The sequence below is a fragment of the Neorhizobium puerariae genome, assembly GCF_042429745.1.
GTDB lineage: Bacteria > Pseudomonadota > Alphaproteobacteria > Rhizobiales > Rhizobiaceae > Neorhizobium > Neorhizobium puerariae.
The window spans coordinates 26396-42502 of sequence record NZ_JBHMAA010000024.1; the positions used below are offsets into that span (position 1 = coordinate 26396).

A 16107-nucleotide genomic window follows, 5' to 3' on the forward strand; every position below is an offset into this window, starting at 1 on the left:
AACACAGCATTAATAGGTACTAATAGCGCTTTCCGTGCGACTTGAAACCCTTTTTTACTCACAACGGGGTGAGGCGCACGGGTTCACGCCATCGCATCAATCCGCCGAGCCGCCCTCGATCTCCTGGCGCGAAGTCAGGATCTTGTCGATGACGCCCCACTCCTGAGCTTCGTCCGCATCCATGAAGTGGTCCCGGTCGAGCGTCTTTTCAACTTCCTCGTACGTGCGGCCGGTGTGCTTCACGTAGACCTCGTTCAGACGTCTTTTCATCTTCAATATGTCACGGGCATGACGCTCGATATCGGATGCCTGCCCCTGGAACCCGCCGGAGGGCTGGTGCACCATGATGCGGGAATTCGGGGTTGCGAAGCGCATGCCCTTCTCGCCGGCGGCCAGCAGAAGCGAGCCCATCGAGGCGGCCTGGCCGATGCACAGCGTCGATACGGCAGGCTTGATGAACTGCATCGTATCGTAGATCGCCATGCCGGCGGTCACCACGCCGCCCGGCGAATTGATGTAGAGCGCCACTTCCTTCTTCGGATTTTCCGCCTCGAGGAAGAGAAGCTGGGCGCAGACGAGCGAGGCCATATGGTCTTCCACCGGGCCCGTCAGGAAGATGATGCGCTCCTTCAGGAGGCGCGAATAGATGTCGTAGGAGCGCTCACCGCGATTGGTCTGTTCCACGACCATCGGCACCAGGGCCATTGCGGTATCAACTGGATTTCTCATGTCCGTCCTTTGTCAAGCACTTGCCGAAGGCAGCCAGGCGCTCCGGAATCAAATCGAATGGGTCATCCCTACATAGAGTGTCAACGCCCGGTACTTCAAGACGGAGCACCTGATATCCTTAATCCCCTAACGATGCGCGAGGCTGACCGCTATTGAGATTTTCCCGAACATCGCAGCCGCCCGTGACCCGATTTGGTCAAATCGCACAGTTTTTTGTGGGATCAGGGTAAAGCAGACGTGAAGACGCTTCCGGATCGGGCGCCGGTTTCCGTTCATCCTGGCAACCTCGTTTTAAAGACTCTCCGCCATGCTGACCCGGCCCGAGGTCGGGCGCGGGAGTTTCGAGTGGACATTGTGACGGGCCTCATGATCTGGGCGGCGGAAGCGACCACGCTTGCCGTCCTCCTGTGGTCGCGCTGGTTTTACGAGCGGGAAGACTTCTATCTGAGCTGGGGCAGCGGCTTCGCGCTGCACGGCATGGGCGTGGCGCTGCTCGCATTGCGCGGAAGCATTCCCGACTTCGTCTCCATCCAGATCGCCAACACGACCGTGTTCGTCGCCGTTGGCCTGTGGATCGCCGGCCTGCTGCAGTTCGACCGCAAGCCCGTCCAGGGCTTCGTCGCCATTCCCGCGCTGATCTGGATCGCCGGCATGTTCCTCGACCCGGTGCGGGAGAGCTTCGCGAACCGGGTGGTGCTCTACAACTGCGCGGCCATGGCCGGTTACGCCATCATGATCGGCATCCTCGTCAGGGACAACGGGCCGTCACGCGTCACGCGCCGGTTCATGGCCGGCTTCATCAGCGTCCAGTTCATCGCCAACGGCGCCAGCGCCATCCTGGCCACCGTGAACCAGCCGACCTCCTTCGCCACCGCGCCGAATGCCGCCCTGCTCTTCTTTCCCGCCGCCTTCTGCTTCGTCGCGGGCATCATGAGCGGCGCGAAACTGCTCACGGAAAGGTCCGAGGAGAAGCTGAAGGCGCTCGCGGTGACCGATCCGCTGACGGGCGTGCTCAACCGGCGCGGCCTGATCGACGAATTCCACGGCCTTCGCGAGCTCGAAAAGGCGGAAAAACCGCTGATCGCGCTGCTCCATTTCGACCTCGACAGTTTCAAGCAGATCAACGACCGCTGCGGCCACCAGGCCGGCGACGCGGTTCTCATCGCCTTCTCGCAGGTGGGCCAGACCTCGCTGCGCGGCCGCGGGTTCTTCGGCCGCATGGGCGGCGAGGAATTCGCATCCATCCTGCGCGTCGCCGACATGGTCGAGGCCGCAAGCATCGCCGAGGCGATCCGCCTCACGCTCAAGCGCCAGATCATCGTCACCGGCGAACACCGGATCAAGGTCACCGTCAGCGCCGGCATCGCTCTCGCGGTCGCGCAGGACGCCAATCTCGACCTCCTGCTCAGCGCTGCCGACAAGGCGCTCTACAGCGCCAAGGAGAGCGGCCGCGACCGCACGGCGATCGATACCGGCGTCGAAGCCTCCATCGTCCCTGCCGTCGACCGGCAGGGCGAGGACGAGGCGCCGGCAGACCTGCGCGCCAACCGGCAGGTCGCAGCCCTTAAACGGCTCGCCACGCTCGGCAAACGCTGAGGTCTTGCCCTTCCGCGCCGGAAGCCCACATTGATCCTTCGGGTAAAGCGGCGGAGGGAGTGCGGCATGCGGATGAAATTCTTCACGGGAATGGCATTCTCCCTGATGCTTTCGGCCGGAGCGCCGTCGGCGCAGCAGGCCTCCGATACCGTCGCGCCGGAACGCGCCACCGGCTTTGCGACCGCCAGGCGCGTCGAGACGAAGAGTTTCATGGTGGCCGCCGCCAATCCGCTGGCGGCAGAAGCCGGCCGCGACGCGATCGCCAGGGGCGGCAATGCGATCGATGCTCTCGTCGCCGTGCAGGCGATGCTCGGTCTCGTGGAGCCCCAGAGTTCCGGCCTCGGAGGCGGCTCCTTCCTCGTCTATTATGATGCCGCCTCCGGCAAGCTGACCACTTTCGACGGCCGCGAGACGGCGCCGATGGACGCGACGCCAAAGCTTTTCCTCGATGCGCAGGGTCAGCCGCTCAAGTTCATGGACGCGGTCGTCGGCGGACGCTCGGTCGGTACGCCGGGCACGGTGCGGCTGCTGGACGATGTCCACAAACGGTTTGGCAAGGCCGAATGGGCAAGCCTCCTCGAACCCGCCGCAAAGCTTGCGGCGGACGGGTTTCCCGTCTCCCCTCGCCTCGCATCGCTGATCGCGGCCGAAGGCGACCGGCTGAAGAAATACGACGGCCCGCGCGGCTACTTTTACGACGCCTCGGGCGCGGCCCTGAAAGCCGGCGCCATCCTCCGGAATCCCGCCTATGCGGAAACGCTGAAGGCAATCGCCGCGGGCGGTGCCGACGCCTTCTACAAGGGGCCGATCGCAGAGGCGATCGTGAGGACCGTGCGCGAAGCCGCGGGCAATCCCGGCGTGCTCTCGCTGGCCGATCTCGCCAACTACCGCGTCAAGGAACGCGAGCCGGTGTGCTTCGGATACCGGGCGCTCGATGTCTGCGGCATCGGCCCGCCTTCCTCCGGTGCGGTCGCCATCGGCCAGATGCTCGGGATGATCGAGAATTTCGACATCAAGGGGCTCGGCCCCGGGAACGTCGAAAGCTGGCGGATCATCGGCGACGCTCAGCGTCTCGCCTTTGCCGACCGCGAGCGCTATCTGGCCGACACGGATTTCGTGGCCCTGCCGATCAAGGGCCTCCTCGGCAAGGACTATCTCGGCAAGCGCGCCGCCCTGCTCGACGGCGGCAAGGCGCTGGCCGCCGACCAGGTGAAAGCGGGCGAACCGGAATGGGACCACGCCCTGCTTTTCGGCCGGGATGCGGCGCTCGAACTGCCCTCCACCAGCCATTTCGTCATCGTCGACAGGGAGGGCAACGTCGTCTCCATGACCACGACGATCGAAAGCGGCTTCGGCTCGCGGCTGATGACGAACGGCTTTCTGCTGAACAACGAGCTCACCGATTTCTCCTTCAAGACCCATGACGGCGGCCTGCCCGTCGCCAACCGGGTGGAGCCGGGAAAACGGCCGCGCTCCTCCATGTCGCCGACGATCGTCATGAAGGACGGCAAGCCGCTGCTCGCCATCGGCTCTCCCGGCGGCAGCCAGATCATCGGTTACGTGGCGCAGGCGCTGATCGCCTATATCGACTGGAACATGCCGGTCGAAGCGATCGTCGCCCAGCCGCATTTCATCAACCGCTTCGGCACCTATGAGATCGAGGCCGGCACCGAAGCCGAAAGGTTCTCCGAGCCCCTGAAGGCACTGGGATACGAGGTGAAGGCAGGCGAAATGAACTCCGGCCTGCATGCCATCGAGATCACCGCCGACGGGCTTGCCGGCAGCGCCGATCCGCGCCGCGAAGGCGTGGCGGCCGGGGAGTAGTCAGACTTCGGCGGAACCGTAGACGAGCGCCGTCTTGGTCTGGCCCTGCGGATCGACCCAGGGCGAGCTGCAGAGCTCGACCATGGCGGCCCAAGCTTTGCGCGCGGCTCCGGCTTCCGCCTCGCCGTTCTCCAGTTCGAAGCGGAAGCTGAATTCCGCGGCGATCGGATTTTCCAGCCTCTCCCTCTTCCACCAGAGGATCAGGGCGCATTCCGCTTCGACACCCTCTCCGAGGTCGAGCCTTCCTCCCTCGAAAACGTGCTCGCGTATCCTCAGCTTCCCCACTTCCAGGACCCCGGCCGAGCGGGAAGGCAGGAACATCTTGCCGAAATTCTCGTAGAGCTCCAGGCAATCGCCCACGGTCGAAGGCCCTGCTCCGTCCGTCATGCCCTTCGACGACCGGCTGAACAGAGCCCAGAACCGCGGCGTGTCGGCCGGCGGGACCACTTTCACGTCCTCCTCGAATTTCTCCTTCTCGCCCTTTGCGGAACGGAAGGTCTGCGCCGCCGCGAGCAACCGGTCGCCGTGGCGGAACTTCAGCGTCGTCTCCCACTCCTCCTTCGAACGAACCTTCCGGCGCATTCGAAAGACAAGGTCGGCCTGACGATAGAGGGCCTTGTCCCGCGTATCGAGAAAGACGATGTCGCGCTGTTTCTCCGGCTCGGCATGGTCGAGCTTGCGCGTCGCCTCGATCGAGATGCCCGCCAGCCGCTGCGCGGTATCCTTCCAGAAGGCCGCGACATGAGGCAGACATGCCGCCTCGCTGCCGGCAAACCTGTCTTCATGCAATGTGAGCTTGTATTCGCGCGACGATAATTTCATCGGCTCCCCCGTCCATGGAACGCCCGCGAGCAGGGAACATGAGCGCAATTTTAAATTGCGTCAAGACAGCCGGACTTTCGCGGCCGATCGAAATCCGCTAGCTCTTCGCAGATGATCACCGCGCCGCCCTTTCTCTCCATCGACCCCGAAACCCGGCATGTCTCGCTGGACGGCCGCGATCCGGTCTTTTATGGCGATCCGAACCGCGTCTACGCGCTTCTGCACGCCCGCTGTCCGACCTTCTACTGGGAGGAACAGAAACAATGGTTCTTCACCGGCTACGACCATGTGAACAGCCTGCTTCGCGACCGGCGGTTCGGCCGGCAGATCCTGCACATCGCCAGCCGCGAGGAACTCGGCCTGGCCGAGCCCGCGCCATATCTTGCAAATTTCGATCTCGCCGAGCGCCATTCCCTGCTGGAACTCGAACCGCCGGAACACACGCGGCTGAGGACGCTCGTCAACCGCGCCTTCGTCTCCCGCCATATCGAGAGGCTGCGCCCGGAGATTGCCGGCCTTGCGGAAAAACTGATCGACGGCTTCGAGAAGGACGGCGGGACGGAGCTGCTCGCCTCCTTCGCCGACATCATCCCGGTGACGATGATCGCCCGGATGATCGGCATTCCCGACGAGATGGGGCCGCAGCTTCTCGTCTGGTCGCATGCCTATGTCGGAATGTACATGTTCAAGCGGACAAGAGAAGACGAGCGCGCCGCCGACCGCGCGGCAAAGGAATTTTCCGGCTATGTGAAGGGCCTGATCGCGGAGCGCCGCCGGAGCCCGCGCGAGGACCTCCTCAGCCACATGATCCACACGGAGCACAAGGGCCAGTACCTCACCGACGACGAGCTGGTTTCCACGACGATCGTGCTGCTCAACGCCGGCCACGAGGCGACCGTGCACCAGATCGGCAATTCGGTGCGGGTGATCCTGGAAAGCGGGCTGCCGCCCGGCCAGCTCTTCCGCGACGAGGCGGCGACGGAGCGGACCGTCGAGGAAACGCTGCGCATCTGCGCTCCGGTGCACATCTTCCAGCGATGGGCGCTGGAAGATGTCGATATCGACGGCCTTTCCTTCAAACGCGGAGACAAGGTCAGCCTCATCCTCGCGGCCGCCAACCTGGACCCGGAGAAATTCTCCGATCCGCTGGCCTTCAGGCCGGACCGGCAGGAAGCGCCGAACCTTTCCTTCGGCGCCGGCATCCACTTCTGCATCGGCGCACCGCTGGCCCGGCTGGAGCTCAACACCGTGCTGCCGATCCTCTTCCGGCGCCTGCCGGGAATGAAGATCACCGGGACGCCCGTCGTCAAGGACGTCTATCACTTCCACGGGCTGGAGCGGCTGGGCCTTTCCTGGTGACGCCGGCTCAGACGGTCCCGGCCGGTGCCACAGCACCGACGCCGTAGCGAGCAGCGGGCCGGCTCAGCGACAGATGCGGCCGCAGCTCGCCACGGGCTTTCTCTAAAGCGTCATACAGCGACGTGTCGGAGAGCGAGGGAATGGTGATGACTTCGCCCTGGTCGAAACCGGCAAGCGCGGCATCGACGAGGTCGGTGGCGTCCATGACCATGTTCGGGTCCATGTTGTCGAAAGAGCCGCCGACCCGGTCGAATATCTCCGTGCGGGTGAGCCCGGGCAGAACCGCCTGGATGCGGACGCCGGTCCCCGCGAGTTCGGCGGCCAAGGCTTCCGTCAGGATCAGAACGAATGCCTTGCTCGCGGTATAGGTGCCGCTGAAGGCCTGCGGCCAAAGGGCAACGACGGAAGCCGTGTTGATGATCGCACCCTCACCCCGCGCGGCGAACGTCTGGGCGGCGGCGACGGCGAGGCGGTTTGCGGCGGTGACGTTGAGATCGACCATCCGGTCGAGATAATCCGGATCGCTCTTGAGCAGCGGTCCCTGCGGGCCGATGCCGGCATTGTTGACGAAGAGCCTGATCGAGCCATCCTCACGCAGGCGTTTCTCGACGGCGAGAACGTCGGCCCTCTGCGTCAGGTCGGCCCGCAGCACCTCCGCGTTCACGCCATTTTCCCGGCTCAGCCGACCGGCCAGCGCCTGCAGGCGGTCCGTATCACGGGCAACGAGAATGAGATCGTAGCCGCGCCTCGCGAGCCGATCGGCATAAGTGGCGCCGATGCCGGACGAGGCGCCGGTCACGAGAGCGGTTCCGGGTTTGGATGGCGTGGTCATGGTCCTGTCTCCTTTGGCTGGAATTTACTGGCATATACCACTATATATGAAAAGGAAGCCGAAATGCTGCAAGGGGAGACATCAAATTTTTATCGGGAGTGGAATGGATCGCCAAAAGCGGGCATTCTCCGCCGCGGAAAGCAGGACGAGACATGGCAGACGACGGGAAGGCACGGGAAGACGGAATCTGGCTTCATTGCAGCAACAGCGCAGTGCGCCGCGCCTCGCGGCAGCTCGGCCGGCTCTATGAGGATGCGATGGGTGACACGGGCCTCAAGGGAACGCAGTTCTCGCTTCTTTCCCAGATCGCCCGCACCGGGGAGCCGACGCTGAAAAACCTCGCGGAGGCCCTGGTCATGGACCTCTCCGCCCTCGGCCACACACTGAAACCGCTCATCCGCGACGGATTGGTGGAGCTGGTGCCGGACGACGGGGACCGGCGCGTGAAACGCGTGCGCCTGACGGAAACGGGCGCTGCCAGGCAGCGGGAACTGACTGCCCGGTGGCAGGTCGCGCAGAGCCGTTTCGATACCGCTTTCGGCAAGGAGGAATCCCGCGCGCTCCGCAAGGCGATGGAATTCATCGCATCGCAGGAATTCGCGGCGCTGTTCAATACGAAACCAGTTTCCGGAGACTGAACCGGGATCACTCCGCAGCCAGGTCGAGCCATGCTCGCGCCGCGTGGGGCAAAAAGGCGCCCCGCCGCCAGATCCACGCCATATGCCAGGCCATCGCGGGCGCCGTGACGGCGACATGGCGCACGCGGTCGTTGACGCGCTGCTCGGCGATCAGCCGGGGCAGGAAGCCGATGCCCAGACCGAGCGCCACCAGTTCCACGATAAAAGCGATCTGGCTGCTGCGTGCAGCGATCGCGGGCGTGAAGCCGGCGGTGCGGCATGCATCCAGAATGATGGGATTGAGCGCGAAGCCACCTTCGAAGAGGATGAACGGCATATCCCGCAGGGCGGCCAGTTCGATATCCCCGACGGATGCGAGCGGGTGCTGCGCCGGGAGCAGGACATGCATGGGCTCATTGCGCAGTTCCTGCCATTCGAACTCTTGCGGGACCGGCAGAAGCGACGCACCGAGATCGACCTCGCCGCTGCGCACCATCTCCTCCAGCCGCTTGCTTCCCTGCTCCACCAACTCGATCTCGATGCCGGGATAGCGATTGCGATAGACGGCGAAGATCGGCGCGAACACCGCGTCGTTGCCGATCGGGGGCAGACCCAGGCGCAGCCGTCCCTTCTTGAGCCCGCGCAATTCGGAAAGTTCGCCAAGCAGGTCCTCCTGCTCGGACAGAATGCGCAGAGCGCGCCGGTAGACGGTCTCGCCTGCCGCCGTCAGGGTGGAGCGGTGGCCGATGCGGTCCAGCAGGATCACGCCGAGTTCGTCTTCGAGCTGCCTGACGGCCTTGCTGACCGCCGACTGCGTCAGGAATACCGCCTTGCCGGCATGGGAGAACCCACCCCGGCGCACGACCTCCACGAAGACTTTCAGCGTTCGCAACTCCATAGTATTCCAATACGGAATTACTTCCAGTCATTCAATTCATTTTGTTCATGAGCTGCGGGCGTTTATATCATCCGCCAGCAAAGGAACATCGCTCACCATGTCCACCGTCCTCCGCCGCGCCCAGCCGCATATCCGTGAAAGCCGGATTTTCCAGGCCGTCCTGATCAGCCTTTTCTGGCTGGCGGGCGAGGCTATCGTGCGCGCTTCCGGCCTGCCGCTGCCGGGCAGCGTCGTCGGCCTTTTCCTGGTGCTGGCCCTGTTTTCGACCGGCGCCGTCAGGACAGCGAGCATGCGCCGCGGCGCGCAGTGGTACATCGGCGACATGCTGCTGTTCTTCATTCCCGCCGTGCTCGCCGTTCTGGATCACCGCGAATTCCTTGGCCTGCTCGGCCTGAAAATCCTCGCCGTCATCCTCATCGGCACGCTGATCGTGATGTTGACGACGGCGCTCGCCGTAGAACTGTCCCTGCGGTTGGCGATCAGGGTGAAAGCGCGTCATGAACCAGCCTGATCCATCCATCCCCGCGCTTGCCTGGACCGCCTTCTGGTCGGCCACGACGATCGGGCTCTACGCCGTTTCCAAGGCCGCCCACCGGCGCTGGCCGCATCTATGGCTGTCGCCGCTCGTCTTCACGCCGGTCGTGCTGATCGCGCTCGCTCTCGCGATGCACGAGAGCTACGCGCAATATATCCGCTCGACCCATTGGCTGGTGATGCTTCTCGGGCCGGCGACCGTCGCGTTCGCAGTCCCGATCTACGAACAGAGGAACACGATCCGGCGCTACTGGCCGGCGCTTGCGATCGGGGTTGCGGCCGGCAGTTCGGCCGCCATGTCGTCCGCCTGGGCGCTTGCGAGCCTGCTCAGCCTCGATGGCAACCTGCGGCTCAGCCTGCTGCCCCGCTCCGTCAGCACGCCCTTCGCCATGACGATCTCGGCCGATATCGGCGGCGTGCCGGACCTGACCGCCGTCTTCGTCATCGTCACCGGTGTCTTCGGCGTCATGCTGGGCGAGGCAATCCTGCGTTTCCTGCCCCTGAAGTCGCCGCTTGCGCGGGGCGCCCTGTTCGGCATGGGCGCACATGGCGCCGGCGTCGCCAGGGCCAACCAGATCGGCGACCAGGAAGGCACGATCGCTGGCCTCGTCATGGTCCTGGTCGGCCTCGTCAACGTGCTCGCGGCCCCCCTTGTCGGCATGCTGCTGCGCTGACCGCTACAAGCGGATGACATAGTCCTTGCGAGTCGTTTCAACCACTTCCCAGGTTCCCTTGAAGCCGGGCCTGAGGATCATGCTATCGCCGCCCTTCAGATGAACGGGGCTTCCGCCCTCCTCCGTCACGATCGAATGGCCGGAGAGGATATGGAAATACTCCCATTCGTCATAAACGATCCGCCACTTGCCCGGCGTCGCCTCCCATATGCCGGCATAGAGCCCGCCTTCCGCCTCCTCGATATTCCAGGTGCGGAAGGCCGGATTTCCGGCCAAGAGCCTGTCGGGCGCCGGAGCGCCCTCCTCCGGCTCGATCGCGTCGATATCAAACCCGATCCAGGATGCCATGGCCGCCTCAGACCTTGGAGAGCGACTGATCGAGGTCGGCGATGATATCGGCAACGTCCTCGATACCCACCGACAGGCGCACGACGTCCGGGCCGGCGCCGGCGGCGATCTGCTGCTCCTCGGACAACTGGCGGTGCGTCGTGGAGGCCGGATGGATGACCAGCGAGCGCGTGTCGCCGATATTGGCGAGGTGGGAGAAAAGCTGCACGCCTTCGACGAAGGCCTTGCCCGCTTCTTAACCGCCCTTGATGCCGAAGGTGAAGACGGCGCCGGCGCCCTTCGGCGAATATTGCCGCTGGAGGGCATGGTTCGGATCGTCTTCGAGGCCGGCGTAACTGACCCACGCGACCTTGGGATGGCTCTTCAGCCACTTCGCCGCCGCGAGCGCATTGTCGCAATGACGCTGCATTCTCAACGGAAGCGTCTCTATGCCGGTCTGGATCATGAAGGCATTGAACGGCGAGATCGCCGGGCCGAGATCGCGCAGACCCAGCACGCGCGCCGCGATCGCGAACGCGATATTGCCGAAGGCCTGGTGCAGCACGATCCCCGCATATTCCGGCCGCGGCTCCGAAAGCATCGGATAATTACCGGACCGCGACCAGTCGAACGTGCCGCCGTCGACGACGATGCCGCCCATGGAATTGCCGTGGCCTCCCAGGAACTTCGTCAGCGAATGGATGACGATGTCGGCGCCATGCTCCAGCGGCCGGACGAGATAGGGGGTCGCCATGGTGTTGTCGACGATCAGCGGAACACCGTGCCGCTGCGCCACTTCGGCGATCGCCGCCATATCCACGAAGGTGCCGCCCGGATTGGCGAGGCTTTCAATGAAGATGGCGCGCGTGCGCCCGTCGATCTGGGCGTCGAAGCTCGCCGGATCGGCCGTATCGGCCCAGCGGACCTGCCAGTCGAAATTCTTGAAGGCATGGCCGAACTGGTTGATCGAGCCGCCGTACAGCTTCCTCCCCGCGACGAAATTGTCGCCCGGCCGCATGATCGTGTGGAAGGCCAGCAACTGCGCCGCATGGCCGGAGGCGACCGCGAGCGCGGCCGATCCGCCTTCCAGCGCCGCGACCCGCTCCTCCAGTACCGCCTGGGTCGGGTTCATGATGCGGGTGTAGATATTGCCGAACTGCTGCAGCCCGAAGAGAGCAGCGGCATGATCGGCGTCATTGAAGACGAAGGATGTCGTCTGATAGATCGGTGTCGCCCTTGCCCCCGTCGTGGGGTCCGGCTGGGCGCCTGCGTGCACTGCGAGCGTCGAAAAGCCCGGATTGATCGTCGGCATGGTGTCTCTCCCTCAACAATTTTTCAGCTTCTTATCATGCCCGGGAAATGCGCGCTGGTTGATCCTGGTCAACGATCCACGTTTTTCCGGGCGTATTCTCCAAAAAAGAAGAGGAGTATGCCATGAACGATCCCATCGCCACCACACATGAAAGCCTTGCCGCCCGTGTCGCCCGCTGGTGTTCCACAACCTGGGAGGCCGTGGAGGAGGCAAGGTCTCTCGCGAGCCTCGATGACGAGACCGTCAAGATCATCGCGCATGACAATGCGCTGTCCCGGGACGATCTGGTTTCCCTGATCCGGCGCGGCCCCCACGCCGCCGACGAGATGGGCGCCCTGATGCGTCTGCTGAATATCGATCCGGAAGAAGCGAAGCTCGCCAGTCCCGCGCAGTTCCGCGAAATGCACATGACCTGTTCGCGATGCACGGAGAAGGCCCGATGCCGCCGGGAACTGGCCGACGGCACGGCCGCGACCGACTTCGTGGGCTACTGCGGCAACGCCGACCAGCTCAACGAGATGCGCGCCCGGCCGGAACTGCTCGCCGATTGACGGCGGTCACACGGCGAGACGGGGATATTCGATGGCCGGACAGCGGTCCATGACGACCTTGATCCCGACCGCCTCGGCCTTTGCCGCCGCCTTGTCGTCGCGCACGCCGAGCTGACCCCAGATCGCCTTGGGCGGGTTATCGAGAGCGAGTGCTTCGTCCACCACGCCGTCCAGATATTCGGCGGCGCGGAAGACATCGACCATGTCGACAGGCTGCGGTACGTCCGCAAGCGCCTTGTAGACCGTCTGGCCAAGGATCTGCTTGCCCGCCTGACCGGGATTGACCGGAAAGACCGTGTACCCCTTGGAGAGCAGGAAACCCATGACCCGGTTGCTCGGCCGGTCCGGGTTGGGAGACGCGCCCAGAAGCGCAATCGTCCCGGTTGTCTTCAGGATGTCGGCGATATAGGCATTGTCGTAGCGATCATGGTTCATGAAAGGCGGCTCCCGTGATGAGCGCACCTCTGGCGGCACGCCCCTTTCGCCCTATGTAAGTCCCCGTCTCGGCAAAAGGGATGCAGGCGATGAAAAAAATCCTTGCAGGCTTCCCGGCCTTCGCCTGCGCCATTGCGCTTCTTCCCGCTGGCCCGGCCCTTGCCATCTCGCGCTACAATTCGACCACCATGTCCTGCGCCGCCGTGCAGCGGGCGATCGGCCGCGAGGGCGCCGTCATCCTTCGTTATCCTTCCCGAAACGTGCGCGGCATGACGCTCTACGACCGCTACGTCACCGACAGCGGCTTCTGCGACGCCCATGAGTTTGCCGATCGCGTCACGGTGCCCGCCGCAGATACGCCCCGCTGTCCCGTTCGCGCCTGCAAAAGGCGACCGGACCGGGAAGACTGTTTTCCGCTGCAGCCGGGCTGCCTGAGGTTCTGACGCCGGCAGAGGCCGGCCGACGTGGCCGCGCACTCCGTTCCCAAGATGTTTCCGTTATTTTCCGCTTTCGTACCGGAGCATATTAGCGACACCTCATAGTTGAATTAGACATAACTACTATTCATGATATGTAACTTTTCATAGCCATGCCGATTTTGTTCACCGCACACCGGAGACTTTGCCCGCCGAAGACCGACGACGCCGAAGTTGTGAAAAACTCACAAGATTCTTTGATCAAACCCTGGCGGCCATTCTTCCGTCGTCCCCTTTCCATATGCGCACCATGAGCATGGAGACCGGCACAACTTTCCCATAAGTTGCATGCAACCTCCCTCCCCGCCGGGCCCTCCGCCCAAAGACGGATGGCCATCGGCGGCGCGTATCCGTTAAAAGGCAAAGGGCAATTTCAAAGGGAGAGAGAAATGCAGCCTCTCATGACGGTCGAGCAGATCCATGCCTTCCTGGATCGCGAATTTCCGCAGATCCATATGGATGGACGCGTGCTTGCCGTGACCGACATCGGGCCGGGACGGCTTGCCATGCGCTTCGATCCGAACGACCGCCACCTGCGCCCGGGAAACACGCTTTCCGGCCCTTCGATGGTCATGCTCGCGGATGTCGCGGCCTATGCCGTCATCCTCGCCCATATCGGGCCGGTGGCGCTCGCCGTCACCACCAGCCTCAACATCAATTTTCTCCGCAAGCCCGGCCTCGCGCCTCTTTTCTGCGACTGCAAGATCCTCAAGCTCGGCAAGCGTCTTGCCGTCATCGACACCCTCCTGACGCAGGATCGGGCGGAGGAACCGATAGCGCAGGCGACCGCGACCTACTTGATTCCGCCAAGGTAATTTGTGGTACCATAAAACCACATATTCAACATATTGATTTCATTGCGTTTATTTTTCCGGCCTCCGAAAGCACCGCCTTGACGCTCCAGGCGGGCACCGGTATAAGCCGCCGCAGATTGCAGGCCTTCATGACCCGCATTCTTTTTGCCGGATATTCCGGCAATCCAAGCAACAAGAAACGCCCTTGCATCCGGTTCCGGGTGCCCTGGGTCCAGATGAAAGAGAAAAGCATGTCAACCTTCGTTCAGAAGCCCGCCGAGGTGGAGAAGAAGTGGGTGATCATCGATGCCGAAGGCCTCGTTGTCGGTCGCCTCGCCACCATCGTAGCAAACCGGCTCCGCGGCAAGCACAAGGCCACCTACACCCCCCATGTCGATGACGGCGACAACGTCATCGTCATCAATGCGGAAAAGGTCGCCTTCACCGGCAAGAAGTATTCCGACAAGAAGTATTACTGGCACACCGGCTATCCCGGCGGCATCAAGGAGCGCACCGCGCGCCAGATCATCGAAGGCCGTTTCCCGGAACGCGTCATCGAGAAGGCCGTCGAGCGGATGATCCCGCGTGGCCCCCTCGGCCGTCGCCAGTTGAAGAACCTGCGCGTCTACGCCGGTTCCAACCATCCCCATGAAGCCCAGCAGCCGGTCGCCCTCGACGTGGCTTCGCTGAACAAGAAGAATGTAAGGAGCGCCTGAACATGGCCGATCTCTCCTCTCTGAAGGACCTCGCTCCGGCGGCCGAAAACCAGGCTCCGGTTCACGTTCGCAAGGTCGACAACCTTGGCCGCTCCTACGCGACCGGCAAGCGCAAGAACGCTGTCGCCCGCGTATGGGTCAAGGCCGGCACCGGCAAGATCACGGTCAACGGCCGGGACTTTTCCGCTTATTTCGCACGTCCGGTCCTGCAGATGATCCTGCAGCAGCCGATCGTCGCGGCTAACCGCGGCGGCCAGTTCGACATCGTCGCAACCGTTGCCGGCGGCGGTCTCTCCGGCCAGGCCGGCGCCGTGCGCCATGGCCTTTCCAAGGCCCTCACCTATTTCGAGCCGGGCCTGCGCTCGGTCCTCAAGAAGGGTGGCTTCCTGACCCGCGACAGCCGCGTGGTCGAGCGTAAGAAGTACGGCAAGGCCAAGGCCCGCCGCTCCTTCCAGTTCTCCAAGCGCTGATCGCTGCTGGATGCAAGAACTTCGAAAGGCGGGGCTTCGGCTCCGCTTTTTTCGTTTGGGCCTGCAGCTTCTCCGACCTTGCCTTTCGCCGATCGCCACCGCACCTTGAAGCCCGCATATGGAGGGATTCATGCCGTCAAAGACCATCGACCACGCATTCACGTCCAGAAGCCTGACGTCTGCCGCAACCGATCCGACCTTTGCGGGCGCGCTATCCTTCATGCGTCGCCGGTTCACCAAGAGCCTGAAGGGGGTCGATGCGGTGGTCTGGGGCATTCCCTTCGATGCGGCGACCTCCAACCGGCCGGGCGCTCGCTTCGGGCCGCAGGCGATCCGGCGGGCTTCTGCCATCTTCGACAACGATCCGCAATATCCGTTTTCCCGCGATCTCTTCGCGGACATGGCCGTGATCGACTACGGCGACTGCCTGCTCGACTACGGCAACCACCAGAAGACGCCCGCGACGATCGAGAAGGAAGCCGCCAGGATTCTTTCGAGCGGAGCCTTCCTGCTGACGCTCGGCGGCGACCATTTCGTCACATGGCCGCTCCTGAAGGCGCATGTCGCCAGGCACGGGCCGCTGGCGCTGGTGCAGTTCGACGCCCACCAGGACACCTGGTTCGACGACAACAGGCGGATCGATCACGGCTCCTTCGTGGCGCGGGCGGTGCGCGACGGCCTCATCGATCCCGCCCGTTCGATCCAGATCGGTATCCGCACCCACGCGCCGGAGGATTTCGGCATCCGCATTCTTCATGGCCACGACGTCGAGGAGATGACGGCCGGCGAGATCGCCGGGCTGATCCTCGATCATGCGGGCGGCAAACCCGCCTATCTCACCTTCGATATAGACTGCCTCGACCCCGCCTTTGCGCCCGGCACCGGCACGCCCGTGGCCGGCGGTCCGTCGAGCGCGAAGATCCTCTCGGTGCTGCGCCAGCTCGGGGAGCTCGATATCCGCGGCGCGGATGTCGTCGAGGTGGCGCCTGCCTATGACCACGCGGACATCACCGCCATTGCGGGCGCGACGGTTGCCATGTATATGCTCGGACTTCACGCGGAACGACGGGCCGCGCATTAATTTTCTGAATCAACTGGCTGGTAAAGTGAATCCGGCTCTCAATCCAAGGCACTGAAACTA

19 protein-coding genes and 1 pseudogene are annotated in these 16107 nt (G+C 63.7%); 12 read left to right on the forward strand and 8 right to left on the reverse strand.

The annotated features are described in order from the left end of the window. Nucleotides 1–96: 96 nt before the first annotated feature. On the reverse strand, nucleotides 97–729 hold the full coding sequence (clpP, locus tag ACFFP0_RS19670) for an ATP-dependent Clp endopeptidase proteolytic subunit ClpP (RefSeq protein ID WP_377263899.1): 633 nt from the start codon (nucleotides 727–729) through the stop codon (nucleotides 97–99). Between the two features lie 345 nt (nucleotides 730–1074). Here clpP and ACFFP0_RS19675 point away from each other — a divergent pair, with 345 nt between their 5' ends. Both ACFFP0_RS19675 and ggt read left to right on the forward strand, forming a co-directional pair. Then, entirely contained in the window at nucleotides 1075–2325 is a 1251-nt protein-coding gene (locus ACFFP0_RS19675; RefSeq protein WP_377263900.1) for a GGDEF domain-containing protein, read from the forward strand. A 66-nt stretch (nucleotides 2326–2391) separates the two neighbouring features. Then, entirely contained in the window at nucleotides 2392–4149 is a 1758-nt protein-coding gene (gene ggt, locus ACFFP0_RS19680; protein ID WP_377263901.1) for a gamma-glutamyltransferase, read from the forward strand. Here the strand turns inward: ggt and ACFFP0_RS19685 are convergent, their stop codons facing one another. Beyond that, a complete protein-coding gene (locus ACFFP0_RS19685; protein ID WP_377263902.1) occupies nucleotides 4150–4971 on the reverse strand; it encodes a hypothetical protein in 822 nt (273 codons plus the stop codon). 114 nt (nucleotides 4972–5085) lie between these two features. Between ACFFP0_RS19685 and ACFFP0_RS19690 the strand changes: the two genes are divergently transcribed. After that, entirely contained in the window at nucleotides 5086–6330 is a 1245-nt protein-coding gene (locus tag ACFFP0_RS19690) for a cytochrome P450 (protein ID WP_377264336.1), read from the forward strand. A 7-nt stretch (nucleotides 6331–6337) separates the two neighbouring features. On the opposite strand, the gene ACFFP0_RS19695 is transcribed toward ACFFP0_RS19690, so the two are convergent. Then, nucleotides 6338–7162 carry an SDR family NAD(P)-dependent oxidoreductase gene (locus ACFFP0_RS19695; protein ID WP_377263903.1) on the reverse strand — a complete coding sequence of 275 codons (825 nt, stop codon included), beginning with the start codon at nucleotides 7160–7162 and terminating at the stop codon, nucleotides 6338–6340. 152 nt (nucleotides 7163–7314) lie between these two features. Between ACFFP0_RS19695 and ACFFP0_RS19700 the strand changes: the two genes are divergently transcribed. Further along, entirely contained in the window at nucleotides 7315–7800 is a 486-nt protein-coding gene (locus ACFFP0_RS19700; protein WP_377263904.1) for a MarR family winged helix-turn-helix transcriptional regulator, read from the forward strand. A gap of 7 nt (nucleotides 7801–7807) precedes the next feature. On the opposite strand, the gene ACFFP0_RS19705 is transcribed toward ACFFP0_RS19700, so the two are convergent. Next, complete coding sequence (locus tag ACFFP0_RS19705; protein WP_377263905.1) at nucleotides 7808–8677, reverse strand: LysR family transcriptional regulator; 870 nt, start codon at nucleotides 8675–8677, stop codon at nucleotides 7808–7810. Between the two features lie 97 nt (nucleotides 8678–8774). Between ACFFP0_RS19705 and ACFFP0_RS19710 the strand changes: the two genes are divergently transcribed. Both ACFFP0_RS19710 and ACFFP0_RS19715 read left to right on the forward strand, forming a co-directional pair. After that, entirely contained in the window at nucleotides 8775–9188 is a 414-nt protein-coding gene (locus tag ACFFP0_RS19710; protein WP_377263906.1) for a CidA/LrgA family protein, read from the forward strand. Next, nucleotides 9175–9885, forward strand: coding sequence for an LrgB family protein (locus ACFFP0_RS19715; RefSeq protein ID WP_377263907.1), 711 nt, complete (start codon nucleotides 9175–9177; stop codon nucleotides 9883–9885). The genes ACFFP0_RS19710 and ACFFP0_RS19715 overlap by 14 nt, the downstream gene beginning before the upstream one ends. A 3-nt stretch (nucleotides 9886–9888) precedes the next feature. Here the strand turns inward: ACFFP0_RS19715 and ACFFP0_RS19720 are convergent, their stop codons facing one another. Both ACFFP0_RS19720 and ACFFP0_RS19725 read right to left on the reverse strand, forming a co-directional pair. Then, nucleotides 9889–10233 (reverse strand): cupin domain-containing protein, encoded by a 345-nt coding sequence (locus ACFFP0_RS19720; protein WP_377263908.1) that lies wholly within the window; start codon nucleotides 10231–10233, stop codon nucleotides 9889–9891. Between the two features lie 7 nt (nucleotides 10234–10240). Next, nucleotides 10241–11524: pseudogene (locus ACFFP0_RS19725) on the reverse strand (O-acetylhomoserine aminocarboxypropyltransferase). A gap of 122 nt (nucleotides 11525–11646) precedes the next feature. Between ACFFP0_RS19725 and ACFFP0_RS19730 the strand changes: the two are divergent. Continuing rightward, nucleotides 11647–12075, forward strand: a complete 429-nt coding sequence (locus ACFFP0_RS19730; RefSeq protein WP_377263909.1) for a DUF6455 family protein — start codon at nucleotides 11647–11649, stop codon at nucleotides 12073–12075. A 6-nt stretch (nucleotides 12076–12081) separates the two neighbouring features. On the opposite strand, the gene ACFFP0_RS19735 is transcribed toward ACFFP0_RS19730, so the two are convergent. Beyond that, nucleotides 12082–12510 (reverse strand): CoA-binding protein, encoded by a 429-nt coding sequence (locus ACFFP0_RS19735; protein WP_377263910.1) that lies wholly within the window; start codon nucleotides 12508–12510, stop codon nucleotides 12082–12084. An 89-nt stretch (nucleotides 12511–12599) separates the two neighbouring features. Here ACFFP0_RS19735 and ACFFP0_RS19740 point away from each other — a divergent pair, with 89 nt between their 5' ends. Further along, on the forward strand, nucleotides 12600–12953 hold the full coding sequence (locus ACFFP0_RS19740) for a hypothetical protein (RefSeq protein ID WP_377263911.1): 354 nt from the start codon (nucleotides 12600–12602) through the stop codon (nucleotides 12951–12953). Between the two features lie 422 nt (nucleotides 12954–13375). Beyond that, nucleotides 13376–13801, forward strand: a complete 426-nt coding sequence (locus tag ACFFP0_RS19745) for a PaaI family thioesterase (RefSeq protein ID WP_377263912.1) — start codon at nucleotides 13376–13378, stop codon at nucleotides 13799–13801. A 25-nt stretch (nucleotides 13802–13826) separates the two neighbouring features. Here the strand turns inward: ACFFP0_RS19745 and ACFFP0_RS19750 are convergent, their stop codons facing one another. Further along, the gene (locus ACFFP0_RS19750) at nucleotides 13827–14033 is read right to left on the reverse strand and encodes a hypothetical protein (RefSeq protein WP_377263913.1); all 207 of its coding nucleotides are present in this window, start codon (nucleotides 14031–14033) and stop codon (nucleotides 13827–13829) included. Here ACFFP0_RS19750 and rplM point away from each other — a divergent pair. The 3 genes from rplM to speB all read left to right on the forward strand — a co-directional run bounded on the left by rplM (nucleotide 14032) and on the right by speB (nucleotide 16047). Further along, nucleotides 14032–14496: a 50S ribosomal protein L13 gene (gene rplM, locus ACFFP0_RS19755; RefSeq protein ID WP_377263914.1), complete on the forward strand. Its 465-nt coding sequence runs from the start codon at nucleotides 14032–14034 to the stop codon at nucleotides 14494–14496. The two genes, ACFFP0_RS19750 and rplM, sit on opposite strands and share 2 nt — an antisense overlap. A 2-nt stretch (nucleotides 14497–14498) precedes the next feature. Then, nucleotides 14499–14966, forward strand: coding sequence for a 30S ribosomal protein S9 (gene rpsI / locus ACFFP0_RS19760; RefSeq protein ID WP_377263915.1), 468 nt, complete (start codon nucleotides 14499–14501; stop codon nucleotides 14964–14966). 130 nt (nucleotides 14967–15096) lie between these two features. Then, nucleotides 15097–16047 (forward strand): agmatinase, encoded by a 951-nt coding sequence (speB, locus tag ACFFP0_RS19765; RefSeq protein ID WP_377263916.1) that lies wholly within the window; start codon nucleotides 15097–15099, stop codon nucleotides 16045–16047. Nucleotides 16048–16107: the final 60 nt, after the last annotated feature.